This window comes from Dictyoglomus sp. LHC4 (assembly GCF_055181355.1).
The window spans coordinates 1,167,185-1,189,523 of record NZ_CM143707.1 but is presented as its reverse complement, the minus strand read 5'-3'; the positions used below and the strand labels follow the sequence as shown (position 1 = coordinate 1,189,523).

21 protein-coding genes and 4 tRNA genes are annotated in these 22,339 nt (G+C 32.9%); 6 read left to right on the top strand and 19 right to left on the bottom strand.

From position 1 onward, the window contains the following. Positions 1-88: 88 nt before the first annotated feature. The gene (locus ACY3JO_RS05870; protein ID WP_463084104.1) at positions 89-1,609 is read left to right on the top strand and encodes an amidohydrolase; all 1,521 of its coding nucleotides are present in this window, start codon (positions 89-91) and stop codon (positions 1,607-1,609) included. Here ACY3JO_RS05870 and ACY3JO_RS05865 read toward each other — a convergent pair. From ACY3JO_RS05865 to ACY3JO_RS05820, 10 genes are all read right to left on the bottom strand, one after another. Continuing rightward, complete coding sequence (locus tag ACY3JO_RS05865) at positions 1,591-2,988, bottom strand: NAD(P)/FAD-dependent oxidoreductase (protein ID WP_463084103.1); 1,398 nt, start codon at positions 2,986-2,988, stop codon at positions 1,591-1,593. The two genes, ACY3JO_RS05870 and ACY3JO_RS05865, sit on opposite strands and share 19 nt — an antisense overlap. Beyond that, positions 2,985-3,809 (bottom strand): DUF4388 domain-containing protein, encoded by an 825-nt coding sequence (locus tag ACY3JO_RS05860; RefSeq protein ID WP_463084102.1) that lies wholly within the window; start codon positions 3,807-3,809, stop codon positions 2,985-2,987. Before ACY3JO_RS05860 ends, ACY3JO_RS05865 begins: the two co-directional genes overlap by 4 nt. A 21-nt stretch (positions 3,810-3,830) precedes the next feature. Continuing rightward, positions 3,831-3,907 (bottom strand) — tRNA-Arg (locus tag ACY3JO_RS05855). Positions 3,908-3,973: 66 nt separating this feature from the next. Then, positions 3,974-4,222 (bottom strand): metal-sensitive transcriptional regulator, encoded by a 249-nt coding sequence (locus ACY3JO_RS05850; RefSeq protein ID WP_463084101.1) that lies wholly within the window; start codon positions 4,220-4,222, stop codon positions 3,974-3,976. Between the two features lie 3 nt (positions 4,223-4,225). Continuing rightward, a complete protein-coding gene (gene gltA, locus ACY3JO_RS05845) occupies positions 4,226-5,620 on the bottom strand; it encodes an NADPH-dependent glutamate synthase (protein ID WP_463085657.1) in 1,395 nt (464 codons plus the stop codon). Beyond that, complete coding sequence (locus ACY3JO_RS05840) at positions 5,595-6,446, bottom strand: sulfide/dihydroorotate dehydrogenase-like FAD/NAD-binding protein (protein ID WP_463084100.1); 852 nt, start codon at positions 6,444-6,446, stop codon at positions 5,595-5,597. Before ACY3JO_RS05840 ends, gltA begins: the two co-directional genes overlap by 26 nt. Positions 6,447-6,536: 90 nt before the next feature. Next, positions 6,537-7,232: a hypothetical protein gene (locus ACY3JO_RS05835; RefSeq protein WP_463084099.1), complete on the bottom strand. Its 696-nt coding sequence runs from the start codon at positions 7,230-7,232 to the stop codon at positions 6,537-6,539. A 31-nt stretch (positions 7,233-7,263) separates the two neighbouring features. Then, positions 7,264-7,338 (bottom strand) — tRNA-Ala (locus ACY3JO_RS05830). A gap of 18 nt (positions 7,339-7,356) precedes the next feature. After that, positions 7,357-7,432: transfer RNA gene (locus ACY3JO_RS05825), tRNA-Cys, on the bottom strand. 18 nt (positions 7,433-7,450) lie between these two features. Beyond that, a tRNA-Gly gene (locus ACY3JO_RS05820) sits at positions 7,451-7,525 on the bottom strand. Between the two features lie 149 nt (positions 7,526-7,674). On the opposite strand from ACY3JO_RS05820, the gene ACY3JO_RS05815 reads away from it, so the two are divergent. The 5 genes from ACY3JO_RS05815 (at position 7,675) to ACY3JO_RS05795 (ending at position 14,270) form a co-directional block, all read left to right on the top strand. After that, a complete protein-coding gene (locus ACY3JO_RS05815; protein WP_463084098.1) occupies positions 7,675-9,777 on the top strand; it encodes an ABC transporter substrate-binding protein in 2,103 nt (700 codons plus the stop codon). A 73-nt stretch (positions 9,778-9,850) separates the two neighbouring features. Continuing rightward, positions 9,851-10,915, top strand: a complete 1,065-nt coding sequence (locus ACY3JO_RS05810; protein ID WP_463085656.1) for an ABC transporter permease — start codon at positions 9,851-9,853, stop codon at positions 10,913-10,915. A 10-nt stretch (positions 10,916-10,925) separates the two neighbouring features. Then, on the top strand, positions 10,926-12,311 hold the full coding sequence (locus tag ACY3JO_RS05805) for an ABC transporter permease (protein ID WP_463084097.1): 1,386 nt from the start codon (positions 10,926-10,928) through the stop codon (positions 12,309-12,311). 11 nt (positions 12,312-12,322) lie between these two features. Continuing rightward, positions 12,323-13,291 (top strand): ABC transporter ATP-binding protein, encoded by a 969-nt coding sequence (locus tag ACY3JO_RS05800; protein ID WP_463085655.1) that lies wholly within the window; start codon positions 12,323-12,325, stop codon positions 13,289-13,291. Further along, positions 13,284-14,270 carry an ABC transporter ATP-binding protein gene (locus tag ACY3JO_RS05795; protein ID WP_463084096.1) on the top strand — a complete coding sequence of 329 codons (987 nt, stop codon included), beginning with the start codon at positions 13,284-13,286 and terminating at the stop codon, positions 14,268-14,270. Before ACY3JO_RS05800 ends, ACY3JO_RS05795 begins: the two co-directional genes overlap by 8 nt. Before the next feature lie 9 nt (positions 14,271-14,279). On the opposite strand, the gene ACY3JO_RS05790 is transcribed toward ACY3JO_RS05795, so the two are convergent. The 9 genes from ACY3JO_RS05790 to ACY3JO_RS05750 form a co-directional block, all read right to left on the bottom strand. Further along, positions 14,280-14,582, bottom strand: coding sequence for a YerC/YecD family TrpR-related protein (locus ACY3JO_RS05790; protein ID WP_463084095.1), 303 nt, complete (start codon positions 14,580-14,582; stop codon positions 14,280-14,282). Further along, positions 14,566-15,873, bottom strand: coding sequence for a 3-phosphoshikimate 1-carboxyvinyltransferase (aroA, locus tag ACY3JO_RS05785; RefSeq protein ID WP_463084094.1), 1,308 nt, complete (start codon positions 15,871-15,873; stop codon positions 14,566-14,568). The genes ACY3JO_RS05790 and aroA overlap by 17 nt, the downstream gene beginning before the upstream one ends. 3 nt (positions 15,874-15,876) lie before the next feature. Beyond that, positions 15,877-16,719 (bottom strand): prephenate dehydrogenase, encoded by an 843-nt coding sequence (locus ACY3JO_RS05780; protein ID WP_463084093.1) that lies wholly within the window; start codon positions 16,717-16,719, stop codon positions 15,877-15,879. Then, positions 16,716-17,744, bottom strand: coding sequence for a 3-deoxy-7-phosphoheptulonate synthase (gene aroF, locus ACY3JO_RS05775; RefSeq protein ID WP_463084092.1), 1,029 nt, complete (start codon positions 17,742-17,744; stop codon positions 16,716-16,718). Before aroF ends, ACY3JO_RS05780 begins: the two co-directional genes overlap by 4 nt. Before the next feature lie 69 nt (positions 17,745-17,813). Next, positions 17,814-18,887, bottom strand: a complete 1,074-nt coding sequence (aroB, locus tag ACY3JO_RS05770) for a 3-dehydroquinate synthase (RefSeq protein WP_463084091.1) — start codon at positions 18,885-18,887, stop codon at positions 17,814-17,816. Next, positions 18,875-20,041 carry a chorismate synthase gene (gene aroC, locus ACY3JO_RS05765; protein WP_463084090.1) on the bottom strand — a complete coding sequence of 389 codons (1,167 nt, stop codon included), beginning with the start codon at positions 20,039-20,041 and terminating at the stop codon, positions 18,875-18,877. Before aroC ends, aroB begins: the two co-directional genes overlap by 13 nt. Beyond that, positions 20,029-20,868, bottom strand: a complete 840-nt coding sequence (gene aroE / locus ACY3JO_RS05760; RefSeq protein WP_463084089.1) for a shikimate dehydrogenase — start codon at positions 20,866-20,868, stop codon at positions 20,029-20,031. Before aroE ends, aroC begins: the two co-directional genes overlap by 13 nt. 86 nt (positions 20,869-20,954) lie before the next feature. After that, entirely contained in the window at positions 20,955-21,683 is a 729-nt protein-coding gene (locus ACY3JO_RS05755; protein ID WP_463084088.1) for an amino acid ABC transporter ATP-binding protein, read from the bottom strand. Beyond that, positions 21,676-22,332 carry an amino acid ABC transporter permease gene (locus ACY3JO_RS05750; protein WP_463084087.1) on the bottom strand — a complete coding sequence of 219 codons (657 nt, stop codon included), beginning with the start codon at positions 22,330-22,332 and terminating at the stop codon, positions 21,676-21,678. Before ACY3JO_RS05750 ends, ACY3JO_RS05755 begins: the two co-directional genes overlap by 8 nt. Positions 22,333-22,339 lie beyond the last annotated feature (7 nt).

Here is a 22,339-nt window from a genome sequence, read left to right as displayed (position 1 = left end):
TAAAGTTTAGATTATAATTATTACTTTGTCAAAATGTTCTGTTTTTTGTGATATAATATTTCAAAATAAAAATCAATAAGGAAGATATATGAAAAAATATTTTCTTAAAGCTCAAAAAATATATTCGTTTGATCCTTATTTTAACATTTATTCTTGGATTTTAATAGAAAATAACAAAATTATAGATTTAGGAAATGAACCCTTACCTTCTGAAACTAATGTACCTATATATAATTTTGAGGAAGGCTATATATTACCAGGATTTATAGATTCTCATGTTCATCTTTCATCAACTGCCATCAGTGATATTTTATTGGATTTAAGTAATTTCTCTTCTCTAAAGGAAATTATTAAAGCTTTAGAGGCATTAAGAGATTCAATGCCAGAAGGTGAATGGATTATTGCTAAGGAGTTTGATCCTGAAAATATTGAAGAAAAAACAAATATTACAAAAGAAGATTTAGATAAATATTTTCCAAAACATCCAGTTTTAATAATAAGAAAAGATGCACATTCAAGTATTATAAATACAATGGGAGAAAAAGTCTTAAACTTAAATTCATCATACTCAGAAGGTGAAATATTAACAGGAAGAGATCATCAGATAGTGGTTGGAAAGGTTTATCAAAATATTGAACCTTCTTTATTAATAAAAGGTATTTTAAAGATATTAAAAAAATCAGCAGAAAAAGGTGTCACAACAATACATGCCTTAGAGGGCGGATACACATCCCCTCCCAATATTCCTCAACTTTTATTGGGATTAAGGCAATACTTTCCAATAGATGTACTCATATATTACCAAACAACTTCTATAAAAAAGGTAAAAGGACTTGGCTTAAATCAAATTGGAGGATGTCTTCTTGTAGACGGTTCTGTTAGCAGTATGACAGCAGCTTTGTCGGAACCATATAATGTAGATAAAGAAAACTTTGGCGTCTTATACTGGGATTTAGGTTCCTTAATAAACTTTATTAGATCCGCACATAACGAAAACTTGCAAATAGCTTTTCATGCTGTAGGAGATAGAGGAATTGATCTTCTCCTCAAAGCTTATAAGAAGGTATTAAAGGCTTACCCTAAGAAAGATCATAGACATAGGATAGAGCATTTTGAATTACCTAAAGATGAACATATAAAAATGGTAGCAGATTTGGAATTAATGTTATCTATACAACCAAGCTTTTTATACTTTTGGGGAGGAGAGGGGAAATTATACGAGGAATTTTTAGGAAAAGAAAGAAGTAAAAGAATAATACCATTAAAAAGTATTATAGAACATAACATAACTGCTGGAGGTGGGTCTGATAGTTCTGTAACTCCTATAGATCCATTTTTAGGTATTTATTCTGCAGTCAATCATCCAAATCCTGATGAAAGCATATCCATAAAAGATGCTATTAAAATGTTTACTTTTAATAGTGCTTACATTGGTTTTTTGAATGATGAAAAAGGTTCTATTGAAAAAAATAAACTTGCTGATTTAGTAATATTGGATAGAGATCCGTTAGATACAGATCCAAAAGATATTTTGGATATAAAAGTCTTAGCAACCATCTGTAGAGGAAGATTTGTACATAAAAATCCTTCTTATGATTTTAATGAATAAGAAGTAAGCCTCCTAAGAATTTCTTGTCCAACTACTAAACCTGAAACCGATGCTTGCATAAGACCTCTTGTAATTCCTGCACCATCTCCTATAGCATATAAGTTCTTAATTTCTGTTTCAAGAGAAGAGCTTAATTTTACTCTTGCTGAATAAAACTTAACCTCTACACCATAAAGAAGAGTATGTCGAGAATAGACCCCTGGAGTAACTTTATCTAAAGCTTGAATCATCTCAATGATATCCACTAAATATCTATAAGGTAATACCAAACTTAGATCTCCCGGAACTGCATCTTTTAAAGTAGGAACAACCATTCCTTTTTGTAATCTATCCCATGTGGATCTTCTTCCCGCTAATAAATCTCCTAATCTTTGTAGTATAACACCATTACTCAATAAATTAGCAAGACTACCTATTGCTCTACCATATGCAATTGGGTCTTTAAAAGGTTCGGTAAAATTCTTTGAAACAAGAATAGCAAAGTTTGTGTTTTCAGTTTTCTTTTCAGCAAAACTATGTCCATTTACTGATATTATCCCTTCATTTTGTTCCATTACTACCTCACCATATGGATTCATACAAAAAGTCCTTACCTTATCATCAAAAGTTTTTGTGTAATATATAAATTTTGCCTCATATAATTCGTCTGTAAGTTCCTTCATAACTGCTGCAGGAATTTCTACTCTCACTCCAATATCTACAGGATTTATGACCCAAGAAAGCCCAATTCTTTTACCCTCTTCAGAAAACCATTTAGATCCCTCTCTACCAGGAGCAACAACCACAAAATCAGCATAATAAATCTTTCCGTCCTCTAATTCTACGCCTTTAACTTTATTTTCCTCAACAATAATTCTAATAACTTGCTTATTCATGATAATATCTATTTTGTCCTTTAGATATTCATACATGTTGAGTAATATAGGTGCACATTTTTCAGTACCAAGATGTCTAATAGCATAATAGACTAATCTTAAATCTGCTGCTATTGCTTTTCTCTGGAAATACGCAAACTTATCAGGATCTGGTTTTACAATAGGTTGATCTGCTCCAAATTCGGTATAAATATCGTTTACATCATCCATCAATTTTATTAGCTTTTGCTCACCAATATAATCCTTTAACCAACCACCTACCTCAGTTGAAAAAGTAAGTTTACCATCACTAAAAGCGCCAGCCCCACCCCATCCAGATACAATATTACACCTCGGGCATAAAACACATCCTTGTCTATTTACAATAGCTGGACATATCCTTCTACTGGTAATATCTCCTTTTTCTACTAGCAAAATTTTAAGGGGCTTATTACCCCTTACTAAAGATATGGCACTAAATATACCCGCTGGTCCGCCACCAACTATAATCACATCATACTTCATACTGGATATAAATTCTCCTGTGATAATCTTGGTAGATATTCAAGACCTTCTTTCAATCTTACTCTACCACCTTTAACCAATTTCACAAGTTCCGGAATAATTTTACCTCTTTCTTCTTCAATTTCCAAGAGGATTTTTTCCATATTTATCTTTCCATCCATAATCTTCAGCATCTTTTGGACTGCAGGATCATTAGATGAAACGTTACCCACCTTCTCAGGTACCACATACAGCAAATTTACAAGATCTCTTAATGCAAGTCTCCCAGATTCTAAATTATTTAATACCACATCTATAGCCAATAATGTGCCTAATCCACTTATTCTTGCAATTGTAGCAAAATCTCTCCTACCATCTATATTTGATAGAATGAACCTTTCCTTCTCTTCGGGTGTCATATTCTCTGGATCTTTTCTTAAAAGAAGTACTTGAACATTTGATGGTATAGCAAGAGATGGATTAGGAAAGAAAGGAACGACTGTAAGAGATCCTAATTTTTTTGTTTTTTCATGCCACTCATCCATAATTCTTGCTGCTTCTAAAACTAAAGCTTCAGGAGACATAGATATAGCAACAGAAACATCTACATTTGTTTCATCAACAAACTCAAAATTTCCATCATCCCAAGTAAATAGTTCAAGGAAAGCTGGCATTCCTTTGAGCTTACCAACCTCGCCATTGATTACTCTTCCGTCTTTAAAATAAAGAATTCCTTTCTTAAAAGGTTTATTAACAATGAGTTTTCCAGAAGAAAATTTTCCAGATAGTATCTGTATCAAAGAGACTAAATCAAATTCTTTTAAATTACCAGTAAGCGGCATATACCTCTCCCCTCATATATATGGTGCGCCCGAGAGGACTTGAACCTCTAACCTACGGATTCGTAGTCCGCCGCTCTATCCTATTGAGCTACGGGCGCACTCTTCTAAATTGATTATAAAATGTTTTTTTTAAATAAGTCAAGAAAGTTAAAGATTCTTATTTATTAGAACAGTGATTGAAGATCTCTTAATAATTCACTTATCTCGTTTTCTAAATCTTTATCTCCTTCAACAAGACACTTTTTAGTATAATTTTCTATTAATAATATTCCCACCCTCTTTAAAGCAGATCTTACTGCAGCAATTTGAGAAATAATCTCCTTACAGTCCCTATCTTCTTCTATCATTCTTTGAAGTCCTCTAACCTGCCCTTCTATCCTTCTTAAAGCTACAAGATAATCTTTCTTATCCAATGTTTAATTCTCCTCCAATAAATATTTAATAATACTCCTTGCCGCTATTTTTCCTGCACCCATAGCATTTATTACCGTAGCTGAACCGCTTGCAATATCTCCTCCTGCATAAACCCTTTCTTTTGATGTTTCTCCTGTTTTTTCATCAATTATTATAGTTCCATCTCTGCTTATAGCTAAATCCGGAGTAGTCATACTTATTAGTGGATTTGGTATAGTTCCTATAGCTACAATTATAATATCTAAAGGGAAAAAGAAGTTTGAATCGGGAACGGGAATTGGTCTTCTCCTTCCACTACTATCTGGTTCTCCAAGTACCATTCTTTGAAGTTCTATACCTATTACTTTACCATGTTCATCACCAATAAATTTAACAGGAGCAACCAAGAAATTAAATCTAATTCCTTCTTCCTTTGCATGGATGATCTCTTCATATCTTGCAGGCATCTCTTCCTCAGTACGTCTATATAAGACATGAACTTCTTCTGCACCTAATCTTAGAGCTGTTCTTGCAGCATCCATAGCTACATTTCCTCCTCCTATTACACCCACTCTTTTTCCTATTTTTATCGGTGTGTCATATTCGGGAAATCTATATGCTTTCATGAGATTAATTCTTGTTAAAAATTCATTAGCAGAATATATACCCACAAGATTTTCCCCAGGTATGTTCAAAAACTGAGGAGCACCAGCTCCCGTACCTATGAATACGGCATTATATTCCTTCAAAAGCTCATCTATGGTTATAGTTCTACCAACCACCACATTTGTGTATATATTAACTCCTAATTTTTTAACATATTCTATTTCTGCTCTAACTATTCTTTTAGGAAGTCTAAACTCAGGTATTCCATAAATTAAGACTCCTCCAGGTTCATGAAAAGCCTCAAAGATACTTACATTAATTCCCTTCTTCGATAAATCTCCCGCTACCGTCAATCCTGCAGGGCCAGAACCAATTACCGCTACTTTTTTATTATATCTTTTCTCTATTTTGGGAATTTCTATACCTTCTTTTAATTCAAGATCTGCAACAAATCTTTCTAATCTACCAATTGCTACTGGTTCTCCAACTTTTTTTAAAGTACATAGTGCTTCGCATTGGTTCTCCTGAGGACATACTCTTCCTGTTGTAGCTGGAAGATTATTAGTCTCCTTAATTTTTTTAATAGCCTCATCATATCTTCTTTCTCTTATAAGTCTAATAAAAGCGGGAATATCAATATTTACAGGACATCCTTTTATACAAGGAGCATCTTTACATTGCAAACATCTGCTTGCCTCAATTAAAGCTTGCTCTTCAGTATAGCCTAATGTCACCTCATCAAAATTCTTAATCCTTTCTTTTACTGGTTGTTCAGGCATCGGAGTTTTAGTCTTTAAAACTTTCAATCCTATTCGCCTCGCTTTCTTCAAGAATCTTTAGAGCGAGCATTTCTTCTTCCTTATAAGTCTTTAACCTTAATAAAAGTTCGTCAAAATCAACCAAATGTCCATCAAATTCTGGACCATCCACACAGGTAAACTTTATCTCACCACCCACAGTAACTCTACATCCTCCACACATACCAGTACCATCCACCATTATAGGATTAAGACTTACTATAGTTGGCACATCATATGGTCTCGTAACCTCAGAAACTACCTTCATCATAATAGTAGGACCTACAGCCCATATTCTATCTATTTTCCTATTTTCTAATAATTCCTTAAGAACATCAGTAACAAGTCCTTTTCTTCCCAAGGTACCATCATCTGTTGTAATATAAGCTTCATCTACTAAATTTTCAATTTCATCTCTATAAATTACATAATCTTTACTTCTTCCACCTATAATACTTATTACATAATTTCCATAAGATTTTAGAGATTTTAATATAGGAAAAAGTGCTGCTATTCCTACTCCACCTCCCACACCAATTACTACCCCATATTTATCTATTTCACTTGGTTTGCCCAGGGGACCAACCACATCAAGTATATATTCACCCTTTTCTAATTTTCCAAGAAGTTTTGTGGTTTTCCCTATTTCCTGAAAAACTATTGTAATACTTCCTTCTTTTTCATCTTTATCTGCTATAGTTAAAGGAATTCTTTCACCTTTCTCATAAACTCTTATTACAACGAATTGCCCTGCTAATGCCTTCTGAGAAATTAAAGGAGCCTTAACTTTAATTAACTTAACTCCTGGAGCTAATATTTTCTTATCCAATATTTCAAACAAGAATTAATCCCTCCTTTTTTTTGAGAAAAAGTATAGCATTAAAGGATAAACAAGTAAACCCAAATGGGTATATTATATTAAGCAATTATATTAAGCTTTTGGAGAAGAGGATTCTATAAGAGGAAAATTTTCAAAAAACATAACATTTATATTAATCTCTCCTATTGTTATTTTAAATGATTTGGGAGGATTGCTATAAGTAAAAAGAAGGATAAAAGAAAATGACTCTTTAGATTTTAGAATCTTATTTATAGGAATATATATCAAAGAATCACCTAAAAGTTTTCTAAAAGTATCATCATTATTTAATAATCTTTCTTCACTACGAGAAATGTCTTCTAACACAAAAATTGCTTTACCTAAATCTAACTCTCTTGTCCCATTATTGTATATACTTACAAAGAGGGGTAATGTTTTATCATACAAATAATAATCAAATTTAGGATAATTCTTAAGATTAAGAACAGAAACTTTTAAAGGATAATTTATAGCATAACCATAATGAAGGTTAAAAAAATTAAGATTTTTAGCATTAATCTTAACACCTTCAATATGCAACCTAACCAAATTTTCCTGAAGCTCTAAATAATTTGCTGTTTGATACAGCTTAGTATAATAATCTACTGCAATATTCCAAGCCACATAACTATTATCAGGATTCTTCCAAAATCTATCTTCTTGCTCTTTTGCTATCTTTAATAATACATCACCATTCTTACCTTCAGATATGGTAAGAAGTCCAAATAGTATCATGATAAAAAGTGGAAAGAGTTTTTTTATAAACATATCTTTCTTCTTAAAGAATATTAATAAAAATTGGTGGAGCTGGGGGGACTTGAACCCCCGACCTCTTCCGTGCCATGGAAGCGCGCTCCCTCTGCGCTACAGCCCCACCAAGATTTTTTTAAAATGGAGGCGGCACCCGGACTCGAACCGGGGAATGGGAGATTTGCAATCTCCTGCCTTAGCCGCTTGGCGATGCCGCCACAAATTTTAACCATTTTTGGAGCGGGCGACGGGATTTGAACCCGCGACCCTCGGCTTGGGAAGCCGATGCTCTACCTCTGAGCTACACCCGCCTTCCCAAGTATAAAATCAACTCTTTTATAGAGGATAAATTCTTTTTTTAATTTTGTCAAGAATCAATTAAAATAATTATTTTGGTTGACAATAATATATTTTCTTATTATTATAAGAATTAAAATTATCTTCATCGGGAGGTGTTAAAATGCCAAAGAGAGGTGTTAGGGTTCTTTTATTAGTAGTATTTCTTGTAGTCCTTTTCCTCTTATCGTCTCAAGCACAAACAGTCAATGTGAACCCAAATGGATGGCTTGACCAAGTAGCATTTATTCCAGAAAAGGATATGGCAAAAGCGGTAGAAATGATGTCCAAAGGAGATATTGACATATATTTCAACGAAATAAGTGACCCACAACTTTTCAAGAGGGTCAAAGAAGATCCAAATTTAATTTATGGAACATCCTTTGGACTTTATTATGAACTTACCTTTAACCCAGTAGGACCAACCTATAAAGATGGTAGATTAAACCCATTTAGTAATAAGAGAATTAGAGAAGCAATGAATGTGATAATAGATAGGCAATATATAGTGGATGAAATCATGGGAGGACTTGCAGAAGTAAAGCTTTTACCTCTCAATAAAGGGTTTCCAGAATATGAAAGATATAAAGACACTATAGCAGGTTTGGAGAAACTCTATAAATATGATTTTGCAAAAGGCAAAAAGATCATTGATGAAGAAATGAAAAAGATGGGAGCAGAGCTAAAAGGTGGAAAATGGTATTATAAAGGAAATCCTGTAGTAATAAAATTTATCATCAGAACTGAGGATAGAAGAAAGCAAATAGGAGATTATGTATCAACACAGCTTGAAAAATTAGGATTTACGGTAGAGAGAATGTATAAGACTTCAAGAGAAGCATCCCCACTATGGATAAGAGGTAATCCTGAAGATGGTCAATGGGATATTTATACAGGCGGCTGGATAACAACTGTCCTTTCAAGAGATATGGCAGATAACTTTAGATTCTTCTATACACCAGATTCTGAAATGTCCTATTCTCCACTTTGGAGAGCTTATAAACCAGATAAAGAATTTAGAGATATAGCGAACAAACTTGCTCAAAGAAACTTTAAATCTATAGCTGAAAGAAACTACTTAATGAGAAAGGCATTAGAACTTTGCTTGAAAGATTCAGTGAGAGTCTTTTTAATTGACCAAAAAGCTGCATGGGTGAGAAGAAAGAACATTGATATTGCAGTAGATTATGCAGGTGGAAATTCATCAAGAGCTTGGCCATACACACTAAGAATCGCGGGTAAAGAAGGTGGAAGCGTTAAGGCAGGTATGGCTGAAGTAATAATTGATCCATGGAACCCAGTAGCTGGATCTAATTGGGTTTATGATACTATTTTCTGGGAAGCAACTTTTGGAAGAAACTGGATCTACCATCCATACACAGGTCTTCCTATACTCTTTGGAATCAAGAGTGTAGATCTTACTGTTACAGCTGATGTTCCTACATTCCCCAATAAAGGATCAGAAAACTGGTTGAAATTTAAGAAGGTTAAGACTGTTACTGTTCCAGATGATGCATGGTATGGATGGGATGTAAAGAAACAAAATATGGTTACTGCAAAAGAAGCTGGTGTAAAGGAAGCTAAAGTAAAAGTAGTAATCAACTATGGAGATGTTATTGGTAAGAGTAAATATCATGATGGAACAGTTCAAAGTATTGCAGATTATTTGGTTGACTTTATTATAGGTTTTGAAAGAGCAAGTAAAGATAGTAAACTTTACGATGAGGGTTATGTAGATTACTTTAATTCTTGGAGAGAAAGTTTTGTTGCATGGAAGATTATAAAAGAAAATCCACTTATTATCGAATACTATACTAACTATGCTGAACTCGATGCAGAATTGACAGCTCTCTGGCCAACCACCTCTGTATTATTCCCATGGCATACCCTTGCAATTGGAATAAGAGCAGAAGAAGAAGGTAAACTTGCCTTTTCTGCTGATAAAGCTGAGTCCCAAAAGGTAGAATGGATGAACTACATTGGTGGACCAAGTTTAGGAGTACTTAAAGAAATGCTTGATAAATCACAAAAAGACAACTATGTACCATTTAAGAATTTCGTAGGAAAATATGTAAAAGAAGGAGAGATCAAAGAAAGATATAACGCTCTTGCTAACTGGTATAATAGATTTAAACATTTCTGGGTAAGTAATGGTCCATACTATCTTGAAAAAGCAGATACTGTTGCCCATACAGTTCTCTTAAAGAATACTAAATTTTTGAAGTAAAATATAGTATAATATAAACCCAGGGGAAAAAATCCCCTGGGTTTTTTTTTGAACTTTTATAAAAGGGAGGTTGATGAAGATAAAAGAGCTAAAAAAAGTACTTCTATATTTTCTTAAAAGAGCAGTAGCAATTTTTATTACCGTTGCTATTGCTATTTATTTGACAATAGTAATAGCAAATGCAGGTGGATATGTAGATAAAATAGTTGAAGATGAAATAAGAATGAATGTCGCAATGAATTTAAGAAATGATCCCACAGTACGAGGATATACTGATGAGCAGAAACAAAAGATTATTGAAAGTAGAGTAAGAAATGAATTAAAAAGAAGAGGTCTTGACCAACCCTTCTTAATAAGAAGTATCTATCATTTGAAGAGAGCATTACTTTTGGACCTGGGTACTGCTACTACTATGACCAGCGATAGTGGATCAATGCTTGTTAAAAACATTATCTTAGAAAGAATTCCTTTATCCGTATTACTCTTTACAACCATTACTCTTTTAGAATTTTTTGTAACTTTATATCTTGGGTTAAAACTTTCTAGAAAATATGGTTCCTTTTTTGACAAATTAATAGTTTATTTATCACCACTATCTACTATACCAGGATGGTTTTATGGAATTTTTTTTATAATGATTTTCTACTCGTGGCTTCATATCTTACCTCCAGGAGGATTTATGGATTTTCCACCACCCAATGATATTTTAGGGAAGATTCTGAGTGTTTTAAAGCATATGATCCTACCAGTTTTATCATGGCTTTTAAGCTATCTTTTCTTGGGAACATATAGCCAAAGAAACTTTTTCCTCATATATTCCACAGAAGATTATGTAGAGGTTGCTAAGGCTAAAGGACTTCCTGATAAAATCATAGAAAGAAAATATATATTAAAGCCTGCACTTCCACCTATAGTGACCTCTTTTGCTTTGGCTCTTATATCCTCATGGATGGGAGCAATAGTTACAGAAAGTATTTTCAACTGGCCAGGATTAGGTATGGTTCTTTCTCGAGCTATAGGATCTTTTGATGCTCCAGTGATAGTAGGAATAACCGTAATATATGCATATCTTTTAGGAGCTACTGTTTTACTCTTAGACTTTATTTATGCTCTAATAGATCCAAGAGTTAGAATATGAGGTGAAAAGTATGGACAATATGGAATTTACATCATCTTATAGTTTAAAAGGAATAATAAAAGAAGTTATTAAGAGCAAAGCTGGTTTATTTTCCCTATTTATATTTTTTATATTAATTGTACTCTCTATTTATGCTTATTTAAGTATGCCTTATAATGAGGTTAAAACTTTATGGAATGATAGTCAGGCATGGCTTAAATATCCGAGAAATGCAATGCCCTCCTGGTGGGCTTTATTTACAGGGAAAAATCTCCCCAAAAACATAAATCTTAAAGAACCTAAAATTGAGACCATATCAGATAATCCTAAGATTCTTAAATACGAGTATAATTTTTCTTATTTTCATGATGATTTTCCTAGCGAAGTTAATATATTCCTCAAGAGCAGTTATAAAAACAACCCACCAATTTTAAGACTTTATTGGATCAATTCCAAAGGAGATAAGATTTTTCTATTAGAAAAACAACAAAGATCAGAAGCAGATACTTTTTATTTAGCAAATGAATCATCTATTGAAGAAAATTTAACTAAATATATTCAAGACAAGTTGGGATATTATCCTCCTTTCCCTGTAACTACAATGAAAGGGCTATTTATTGAACCTAATGAAAACCAATCTATTGCTAAGGGATCCTATTCTTTTATAGTTGAAGTGCAATTTTCAGATAAATCAGATACTATTGAGATAGAACCTATAATATATGGAAAGGTCTTTGGTATAGCTGGAACTGATCACTTGAGAAGACCCTTAGAATTAGGAATATTATGGGGAATGCCTATAGACCTTGCCTTCGGTTTAGGTGCTTCTTTAAGCATTACTATTATTCACCTAATTCTTGCAACAATAAGTGGTTGGTATGGTGGAATTGTGGATAACCTAATTCAAAGATTCACAGAAATATATATGCTTCTTCCATTTCTACCCCTTATGATCATGATTTCCTTATTCTATAAATTAACCATATGGAAATTACTTGTTGTATTAATAATATTAAGTCTTTTTGGGTCAGGTATAAAAACTCAAAGAGCTATGGTATTACAAGTCAAAACCTTACCATATATAGAAGCTGCAAGAACTTATGGGGCAAGTAATATGAGAATAGTTTTTTTATATATTATTCCTAAAATCTTACCACCTGTAATCCCTGGCTTGATTATAAGTATACCCTCTTATATATTTTTAGAGGCAATTTTATCTTTATTTGGAGTTTTAGATCCAACAGAACCAACTCTTGGAAGAATTATTGAAGATGCATTTCAAAATGGAGCCTTATATAAAGGATTCTACTATTGGGTAATAGAACCATCCATCATAATTATTCTTATGGCTATCTCCTTTGCATTACTTGGATTTGTAATTGATAAGATAGTAAACCCAAGATTAAAAGAGATATAGGAGTGAAGAAGATGACAGATGTAGTACTAAAGCTTGATAATTTTTCAGTTTCTTATAAAACTCAAAAAGGAAGTTTAGAGGCAGTAAGAAATGTAAGTTTTGAATTAAAAGAAGGGGAAACTTTAGCTATTGTTGGAGAATCAGGTTGTGGAAAGAGTTCTCTTGCAAGAGGTATCCTAAGACTTTTTCCAAGAAATCTAGAAAAAGCAAGTGGAAAAATATATCTTGACGGTGAAGATATATTATCTTTAAAAGAAGATAATTTCCGCAAAAACGTACTATGGAGTAAAATCTCTATGGTTTTTCAAGGAGCCATGAACTCTCTTAACCCAGTATTAAAAGTCGTCTATCAAGTTGCAGAACCATTAATAGCACATATGGGAATGGATAAGAATTCAGCTTTTAACAGAGCAAAAGAGATGTTAAGTTTTGTAGGTATTTCTGAATCCTTTGCAGAAAGATATCCTTTCGAACTATCTGGAGGTATGAAACAAAGAGTTGTTATTGCAATGGCATTAGTTACACATCCTAAGATAGTGATATTAGATGAACCAACATCCGCTTTAGACGTTATTACTCAAGCCAATATTTTAAACTTATTAAAAATTTTGAAAAAAGAACTCAACCTTACATATATTTTCATAACCCACGATATAGCAACCACAAGTGAACTAGCAGATAAAGTAGCAGTAATGTATGCAGGAGAAATTGTAGAATTAAGTCCAGCTGAGAACTTCTATAGCTCACCTGCTCATGGATACACTATGATGCTTCTTAACAGTGTACCAACTTTAAAGACAACAAAAAAGTTAAAGTCTATTCCAGGATCTCCACCAAGTCTTATATCTCCACCAAAAGGATGTAGATTTCATCCAAGATGCCAATATGTTATGGATATATGCAGAGAAAAGGAACCTCCTATGTTTAAAAAAGGTGAAGAACATTACGCTAAATGTTATATAGGTGAGAGCCATGAATAATAATGAAATCTTACTTAGAGTTGAAAATCTAAAGGTTTGGTTTGAAATCAGGAAAACAATAATATCACAGCCCCTATATGTAAAAGCTGTAGATGGTGTAAACTTTGAGTTAAAGAAAGGAGAAACCATATCTTTAGTAGGAGAAAGTGGATCTGGAAAAACCACTCTTGGAAGAACAATTTTGAGGCTTTACGAACCTACTGATGGTAAAATTTTCTTTGAGGATAAAGATATTACAAATTTACCTTTTAAGGAACTAAATTGGTACAGAAGAGAAACAGGATTTGTACAACAAGATCCTTTTGGAGCATTAGCCCCCCACTTTACTGTTTATAGAATCTTAGAAGAACCTTTAATTATTAATAAGATAGGAACACCAGAATCAAGAAAAGAAATGATTATAAAGGCACTGGAAGAAGTAAAATTAACGCCAGTTTCGGATTTTATAAATAAGTATCCCCACATGCTTTCCGGTGGACAAATGCAAAGAGTTGTTATCGCAAGAGCTCTAATTATGAAACCTAAGCTAATAATAGCTGATGAGCCTGTATCTATGTTAGATGCATCTGTAAGAATTGAGATTTTAGATCTTCTAAGAGACATCCAAAGGAACCATAATATGAGTTTAATTTATATAACTCATGATCTTGCTACTGTAAGATCATTCTCAGATTGGATTTTCATTATGTATGCTGGAAACTTAGTAGAAAGAGCGAAAACTGACAAATTACTAAATAATCCTTTACATCCATATACAAAAGCCCTTCTTTCAGCTATACCAGATCCAGATCCTACAAATAGATTTAAACTAAGAGAAGTACCACCTGGAGAACCTCCAAATCTTATAAATCCACCAGAGGGCTGTCGTTTCCATCCAAGATGTTCTTTTGCCATGGAAATATGTAAGAAAGAAGAACCAAGAGAAATTAATGTTGCGAAAGATCATTGGGTGAAATGCTGGTTATATAAAGAAGGGTAGGATTAAGTCCTACCCTTCTTTTTTTATCAATCTATCTAATATAGTTTTGTAACCATCTGCTCCATAATATAGAAATTTTTTCACTCTACTAATAGTAGCAGAACTTGCTCCTGTTTCTTTTTCAATCTCTTCATAAGATTTTCCTTCATAAAGCATTTTTGCGACTTTAAACCTTTGAGATAACTCTTTTATTTCATTAATAGTACATATATCCTCAAGAAATCTTAATACTTCTTCTTCATTTTTTAAAGAAAGAATTGCTTTCACCAAAAATTTTACATCATCATCTACCCATTTAGGCTGATAACTCAATAATATTACCTCCTAACTGAGAAACAACCTCAACAAAATTAGGAAAAGAAATACTAATACTTTCACTTTCTACTATCGTTTCTCCTTCTGCTACTAAACCTGCAATAGCAAATGCCATGGCAATTCTATGATCATTAAAAGTATCAATCTCCGATCCAATGAGTTTAGAAGGACCATATACTACAAATCCTCCGTCAATTTCTTCTGCCTTACCCCCCATTTTATTTATTCCATTAACTATAGCTTTTATTCTATCGGACTCTTTCACCTTCAGCTCTTCCACATCCTTAAAAACACTTTTACCTTTTGCCTGTGTTGCAATAATAGCCAAAATCGGGACTTCATCAATGAGCCTTGGTACAATGTCTCCCATAACTTCTATTGGTTCTATCTCTGAAAATTCCACTTTGATATCACCAATAGGTTCTTTTCCAGCTTCCCATTCCTTTAATATTTCAATTTTTGCTCCTGATTTTCTTAATACCTCCAACATACCTACCCGTGTTTGATTTAATCCTACATGTTTAATAACAATACTTGATCCTTCAGAGATTAGCCCTGCTCCAATCAAAAATGCAGCAGAAGATATGTCCCCTGGAATGTAAAAATCCTTTGCTTTATAACCCTCTATTTTGTGAGTCTTTAGTGTCAAACCGTCTCTTTCCAATGGTAATCCTAAATATTCAAAAATTCTTTCTGTATGATCTCTTGATAATGCAGGTTCAGTAACCCATGTCTCACCTTCAGCCAATAAACCAGCTATAAGAAGAGCTGATTTAACCTGAGCACTTGCCACTTTTAATATATGTTTGAAACCTTTAAGTTGATTACCTTTTATAGCTAATGGAGGATTATTGCTATCATTTCTTCCCCAGATTATTGCACCCATATCTACCAATGGATCAATAACTCTTCTCATGGGTCTCCTTCTTAGTGAATTATCCCCTGTTATAACTGAAAACATGTTTTGTATACCACTTAAAAGCCCTGTAAGAAGCCTAATTGTAGTTCCAGAATTACCTGCATCTAAAACATCCTCAGGCTCTTTAAAACCTTTAATTCCTTCTCCTCTTACTTTTATTACTTTTCCAATAATCTCTATGTCTACTCCTAAGCTTTTCAAACAATTCAATGTGGAAAGACAATCTTGAGAAAACAAAAAATTTTCTATTTTAGCTTCTCCCTCAGATAGAGCAGAAAAAATTAAAGCTCTATGGGAGATAGATTTATCCCCTGGTACTAAAACCTCTCCTCTTAAAGATACACTCCTCTTAATAACGATTTTTTTCATATTTTACCCCTCAATTTTCATTCTTTTTTCTCTTGCTCTTCTAAATATTTCTTCTATTTTTTCGAAATTTTTATCCCTTAAATAGTTACTAAAAAAATCTATATTATTTTTAAACTCAAAAAATACATTCAATATTTCATCATAGTTTTCCTTTATAATATCCATCCAAAGTTTAGTTTCACTCTTTGCTATTCTTGTTGTATCCTTAAATCCTGTTCCAAAAAAATTAGTTGAATTTTTTATTGACGTATAAGACAACAAATAAGCAACAATCTGTGGTAAATGACTCGAGTATGCAAGAATCCTATCATGTTCATATGGATCAATCAAAATTGGTAATGCTCCTATATTTTTGATAAAATTCATCAAAATATCTATTTTATCTTTTTCTACCCCCTTAGCAGGGGAAAGAAAATAAATCTTACCCTTGAATAAATCAGGGATAGCACCATATGCTCCTGAAATCTCTCTCCCTGCTAAGGGATGTCCCCCTATAAAAACTTCACATAATAATTTATCGTTATTTACAAAAGTCATAATTTTTCCCTTAGTACTACTGGTATCACTTATGATACTTCTTTCTGTTATGTAATTCTTAAGCTCTAAAAGTACATCCCTAACCCCTGAAGGATATACTGATATAAATATTATATCCGTATTATATATTTCTTTCTCAATTTCAGGTATATCGATAGAGATATAGCTAAAAATGTCCTTATCCTTCAGAAAATTTATTGTATCAAGATTTTTATCAATTCCCCATATCTCTATATCTCTATTTTCTTTTTTAGTTGCCATTGCTATAGATGTACCAATTAATCCTAATCCTATTATTCCTATCTTCATAACCTTCTACCTATAGCATTAGCTATGCTTTTTAATTCATTCATAAGTCTTCTGAAATCAGAGAAGGTTAAAGATTGAGGACCGTCTGAAAGAGCTTTTTCTGGATGTGGATGAACTTCAATTATTAATCCATCAGCTCCTGCAGCTATAGCTGCCTTTGCCATACTTGGAACATATCTAAAGTTTCCAGTCCCATGACTTGGATCTACAAATATAGGAAGATGGGTTTTATACTTTAAAGCTGGTACAATAGTTAAATCTAAAGTATTTCTTGAGTAATCCGAAAAGGTTCTAATTCCTCTTTCGCATAAGATAACTTCTGAATTTCCACCTACCATTATATATTCAGCTGCAAAAAGGAATTCTTCTAAAGTGGCGGAAATACCTCTTTTTAATAGAACAGGTTTTCTTAATTTACCCACCTCTTTAAGTAAGGTAAAATTCTGCATATTTCTGGCGCCTATCTGAATTATATCTGCGTACTCTGCTACTATTTCTAAATCTCTTGGATCCATTACTTCTGTTATCACTGGTAATCCATATTTTTGCTTTGCTTTATAAAGTAGTTTTAATCCCTCTATTCCAAGACCCTGGAAACTATAAGGAGATGTGCGAGGCTTAAAAGCACCTCCTCTTAAAACCTTAGCTCCTACATCTTTTATAAATTCTGCAATCTCAAATAGCTGTTCTTTGCTTTCCACGGCACAAGGACCTGCCATAATTACTATTTGATCATTTCCTATTTCCACATCAGGAGAAACTCTTATTTTTGTTCCTGAAGGATTAAATTCTCTTGTTACTAATTTGTATGAAGATAATATAGGAATTACTTGTTCAACAAAAGGTAATGAACTTATCTGTTCCATTATCAAAATTTTCTCTTCCATTCTCTTCTCCCCTATCGCACCAATAACAACTCTATTTTCACCTCTTGAAATGTGGGCACCATAATTAAATTCTTTCAATTTATCAACAACTTTTTGGATATCTTCATCAGAAGCTCCTGCTTTTAATACAATTATCATTTTCTTATCTTTCCTCCTTTAACAAGATTATAATTTAATAAAAAAGATAAGTTTTTAAACTCATAAAACTCAGATTCCATAACTATCACCCTCTTTCATAACCCTTAGTATATCTTCTTCTTTTAAATAATCTATGATCTTTACATTTCCAATCTTTTCAGGTAATATAAATCTTAATTTGCCCTTAAAAGCTTTCTTATCTCGCTGTATAAATGGAATAAGTTCTTCCAATTTATAGGGGTTATTCACTACAAACCCAAAATTTAATAAAAGTCTTTTTAATCTTTCATAAACTGAGAAATCACACATCTTCAGTTTATACGCCAACTGGGTAGCTAATATCATACCAATAGCCACTGCTTCTCCATGCAAATACTTTTTATATTTACTTTTTACCTCAATGGCATGGCCAAATGTATGTCCAAAGTTTAAGATCATTCTTAAAGATGATTCTTTTTCATCCCTTTCAACCACGTATTTTTTACATTCAAGACTTCTCCTTATAATCCATATTAATTTTTCTTTATTTCGATTTCTAATTTCTAAATAATTTTTCTCTAAATATTCAAAAAGCTCATAATCCATAATTAATCCATATTTAACAATCTCCGCTATACCACTTATATATTCCCTTTGAGGAAGGGTTTCTAAGGTTTTAACATCAATAACAACAGCTCTTGGATGATAGAAAGTACCCACTAAATTCTTTCCTTCTGGTATATTTATCCCCGTCTTCCCTCCTATGGAGCTGTCAACTTGTGCAAGTAAAGTAGTAGGTATTTGTATATAATCAATACCTCTCATATAAATAGAAGACACAAATCCTGTTAAATCTCCAATAACACCACCACCAAAAGCTAATAAAACACTCTTTCTGTCAGCACCTAAATTAGCCATATTCCTAACAATTCTAATTACTTCTTTAAAGGATTTACTTTTTTCTCCTTCAGGAACAAATATATATGAATCTTCCTTTATATTTACGAAATCATTCCTGTAATAATTAATTAAAAATTTATGAGATATAACAAAATAAGAGGAGTATGGCAAAATTAATCCATTAATCTTTTCCTTCAATATATCATCACCAATATATATAGGATATTCTCTTTTATCGGGCAAATAAATCCTTAACTCTTCCATCCCAACCTCTTATATACATAATTTTTATAATTCTCATAAGACAATTTAATCTCCTCTATATGATCTCCAGAAAATTTCTTAAGGAGTTCATCCGCAATTATCCAAGCCATCATTGCTTCACCTACAACTCCTGCAGATGGAACTACACAAACATCACTTCTTTCATAGTATCCTTCCGTTATCCTCTTTTCTTTTATATCAAAAGTTTTTAATGGTTTTCTTAAAGTTGGTATTGGTTTTACTGCAGCTCTAATCATTATTATTTCTCCGTTTGACATACCACCTTCTATTCCTCCTGCATAATTTGTTTTTCTCAACCTTGTATTTTCATTAATAAATTCATCATGAACTCTGGATCCCCTTTCTCTACTTGATGAAAAGGCCTCTCCAATTTCTACTCCCTTCACTGAGGGAATGCTCATAACTGCACATGCCAACAATGCATCAAGTCTTCTATCCCAATGAACATGACTTCCTATCCCAATAGGGACATTTTTGGCAAGTAAAATAAATCTCCCACCAAGAGTATCTCCCGTTTCCTTTGCTTCATCTATCAACTTTTTGGCTTGTTCTTCTAATTCATCGTCAATCATTCTAAGTTCTGAGTTCTCTACTTTATTTTTAATATCATCCCAAGAAAAGTTATTAATATCAAATCTACTTTCAATATTACCTATTCCTTCAACAAAACTTATTATATCTATATTAAATTCTCTCAATATACATTTAGCTATAGCTCCTACTGCAACCCTTGCAGATGTTTCCCTTGCACTTGCCCTTTCTAAAATATTCCTTATATCATCAAAATGATACTTTATAACTCCAGCAAAATCAGCATGGCCTGCCCTTGGTTTTGTTACAGGAACATAATCGTAAATTTCTTCGGGATCCATAACATTTTTCCAATTTTCCCAGTCCCTATTCTTTATTAAAAACCCTATTGGTGATCCTAAGGTATATCCACCTCTTATTCCTGAAATGATTTCCACCATATCTTTTTCAATTTCCATCCTCTTTCCTCTTCCATATCCTCTTTGCCTTCTACGAAGCTCCTTATCTATATCTTCTTTATTTATCTTAATCCCTGCAGGAACTCCTTCTATTATTACTAATAAACCTTTTCCGTGAGACTCACCAGCTGTTAAAAAGCGCATATTATTTTTTCTGCCTCCTCCTTCATAATATTCACAGGTCCCATAAATCCAAACCATCTCTTCCAAGAAAATGCTGCCTGATATATGAGCATATCAAGACCATTTTTATAAGGAATATTATTTTCTTTTGCCATCATCAAAAGAGGTGTCAAAGGTGGGTTATATATCAGATCATAAACAAAAACAGCCTTATCTAAAGATGAATCCCAAGGATTACTCTTGCTATCAAGTCCTAATGATGTAGTATTTATAAGTACAAATTTATCTCTAACTTTCTCCTTCTCTTCCCAAGGTAATAATTTAATAACAATACCTTTATTATTCAATATTTCTTCTGCTAACTTTTCTGCCCTTTCATAGGTTCTATTTGTTAAAAAGATTTCCCTTACTCCATATTCAACTAATGCATATAAAACTGCTCTACATGCTCCTCCTGCTCCTAATACTAAATAAATCACGTCCTGAGGAAGATTTAATTCCCTTAACGTATATAAAAAACCTGGTAAATCTGTATTATCACCCAACCAACGATTACTTTTATCTCTATAGATAGTATTCACTGCCCCCAGCATTTTAGATGTGGGTGAAAGATCATCTAAGAATTCTATAACCTTCTCTTTGAAAGGTACAGTTACATTAAGTCCCCAAATAGGTAAATACTTTAATCCTAAAAATGCTTGGTTAAAATTCTCGGGTAAAATGGGTACATTTAAGTAAATAGCATCAATACCTGATGCCTGAAAAGAGGCATTGTGTATATAAAAAGATATAGAATGCCCTAATGGGTATCCAATAAGTCCTAATAATTTTGTCGATGAAGAAATCAAAGAAAATAATTCACCCCTCTTTCCACTATTATCTCCCCTTTGAGATTCTTAGTTAAAGGATAATTTACCAAAAAAAGCGGATTTTGTCAAACAGAAAGGATTTTACTTAGAAATTCAATGGTTCTCTGTTCCTTAGGGTTTTCAAAAAATTCTTTAGGATTACCTTCTTCCACTATCTGTCCTTGATCTAAAAATATAACTCGATGAGCCACCTCCCTTGCAAAACCCATTTCATGAGTAGCAATTATCATAGTCATGCCATCATAAGCAAGTTCCCTTATTACATCTAAAACCTCTTTTGTCATTTCAGGATCTATAGCAGAAGTTGGTTCATCAAAAAGCATTACTTCTGGTTCCATGGCCAATGCTCTTGCAATTGCTATTCTTTGCTGTTGCCCCCCAGAAAGTTGAGATGGATAACTATTAGCTTTATCTTGAAGCCCTACTCTTTTCAAGAGTTCATATGCCTTCTCTTTAGCTATTTTAGGATCTATCTTTTTAACTTTTATTGGAGCTAAAGTTATATTTTCAAGAGCGGTAAGATGAGGGAACAAATTAAATAATTGAAAAACCATACCTACCTTTTGTCTTATTTTATTTATATCTACCTGAGGATCTGTAATTTTTACTCCATCTATATATATTTCTCCTTCAGTAGGTTCTTCCAAACTATTTATACATCTTAAAAGTGTGCTTTTACCCCCTCCACTTGGACCAATAATAACTAAAACTTCTCCTTTTTTTACTTCCAGGTTTATGCCTTTTAATACATGAAGATTTTTAAACTTTTTATGTAGATTTACAACTTTAATCACCTGTTTTCAACCTCTTTTCAATCCATATTGATAAACGGGTTAAAGGTAAAGTCATAAGAAGGTAAATAAGAGTAACTCCTAAAAAGGGACTAAAAACATTTGCTTTCCAAGCAACTATCTCTCTACCAGCCCTTAGAAGCTCAGTAACAGCTAAAGTAGAGGCTAATGAACTTTCCTTTAACATAGAAACAAATTCATTCGTCAAAGGAGGAAGAATTCTTCTAAAAGCTTGTGGCAAAATTACATATCTCATGGCTTGAAAATAGGACATACCTAAGGATCTCGCAGCTTCCATTTGTCCTTTCTCTATAGATTGAATCCCACCCCTAAAAATTTCTCCTGAATATGCAGCACTATTAATCGATAGACCAACAATAGCAGCAGTAATAGCTCCTAAATTTATACCAAAGGATGGTAAAGCATAATATATGATAAGAAGTTGCATTAATAAGGGTGTACCTCTTATAACTTCTACATACAATGTGGCTGGTATCCTAAAAATATATTTTTTTGAAATTCTTGCAAGCCCAATAAATAATCCCAAAACTACACCAATACCTACAGATATAATTGAGAGGCGCAAAGTCACTAATGCGCCTCTCAACAGATATGGGATACTTTCTATGAAGATATTTATATTAAAATCCAAAATATCA

What these genes read in the sequence shown, in the direction of transcription:
- aroA (WP_463084094.1), bottom strand. Translation starts at nt 15,873, where the DNA reads ATGAAAAAAATCGTTATTAAGAGGAGTGTATCTTTAAGAGGAGAGGTT.
- ACY3JO_RS05860 (WP_463084102.1), bottom strand. Translation starts at nt 3,809, where the DNA reads ATGCCGCTTACTGGTAATTTAAAAGAATTTGATTTAGTCTCTTTGATA.
- aroC (WP_463084090.1), bottom strand. Translation starts at nt 20,041, where the DNA reads ATGCGCTTTTTAACAGCTGGTGAGTCTCACGGAAAAGGTTTATTAGTA.
- ACY3JO_RS05780 (WP_463084093.1), bottom strand. Translation starts at nt 16,719, where the DNA reads ATGAAGATAGGAATAATAGGATTAGGATTAATTGGTACATCTATAGCA.
- aroB (WP_463084091.1), bottom strand. Translation starts at nt 18,887, where the DNA reads ATGGAAGAGTTAAGGATTTATTTGCCCGATAAAAGAGAATATCCTATA.
- ACY3JO_RS05810 (WP_463085656.1), top strand. Translation starts at nt 9,851, where the DNA reads ATGAAGATAAAAGAGCTAAAAAAAGTACTTCTATATTTTCTTAAAAGA.
- ACY3JO_RS05795 (WP_463084096.1), top strand. Translation starts at nt 13,284, where the DNA reads ATGAATAATAATGAAATCTTACTTAGAGTTGAAAATCTAAAGGTTTGG.
- ACY3JO_RS05835 (WP_463084099.1), bottom strand. Translation starts at nt 7,232, where the DNA reads ATGTTTATAAAAAAACTCTTTCCACTTTTTATCATGATACTATTTGGA.
- ACY3JO_RS05870 (WP_463084104.1), top strand. Translation starts at nt 89, where the DNA reads ATGAAAAAATATTTTCTTAAAGCTCAAAAAATATATTCGTTTGATCCT.
- ACY3JO_RS05815 (WP_463084098.1), top strand. Translation starts at nt 7,675, where the DNA reads ATGCCAAAGAGAGGTGTTAGGGTTCTTTTATTAGTAGTATTTCTTGTA.
- aroF (WP_463084092.1), bottom strand. Translation starts at nt 17,744, where the DNA reads ATGATAATTGTATTAAAAGCAGGAGCTTCTGATGAAGATATCCAAAAA.
- ACY3JO_RS05865 (WP_463084103.1), bottom strand. Translation starts at nt 2,988, where the DNA reads ATGAAGTATGATGTGATTATAGTTGGTGGCGGACCAGCGGGTATATTT.
- ACY3JO_RS05800 (WP_463085655.1), top strand. Translation starts at nt 12,323, where the DNA reads ATGACAGATGTAGTACTAAAGCTTGATAATTTTTCAGTTTCTTATAAA.
- ACY3JO_RS05805 (WP_463084097.1), top strand. Translation starts at nt 10,926, where the DNA reads ATGGACAATATGGAATTTACATCATCTTATAGTTTAAAAGGAATAATA.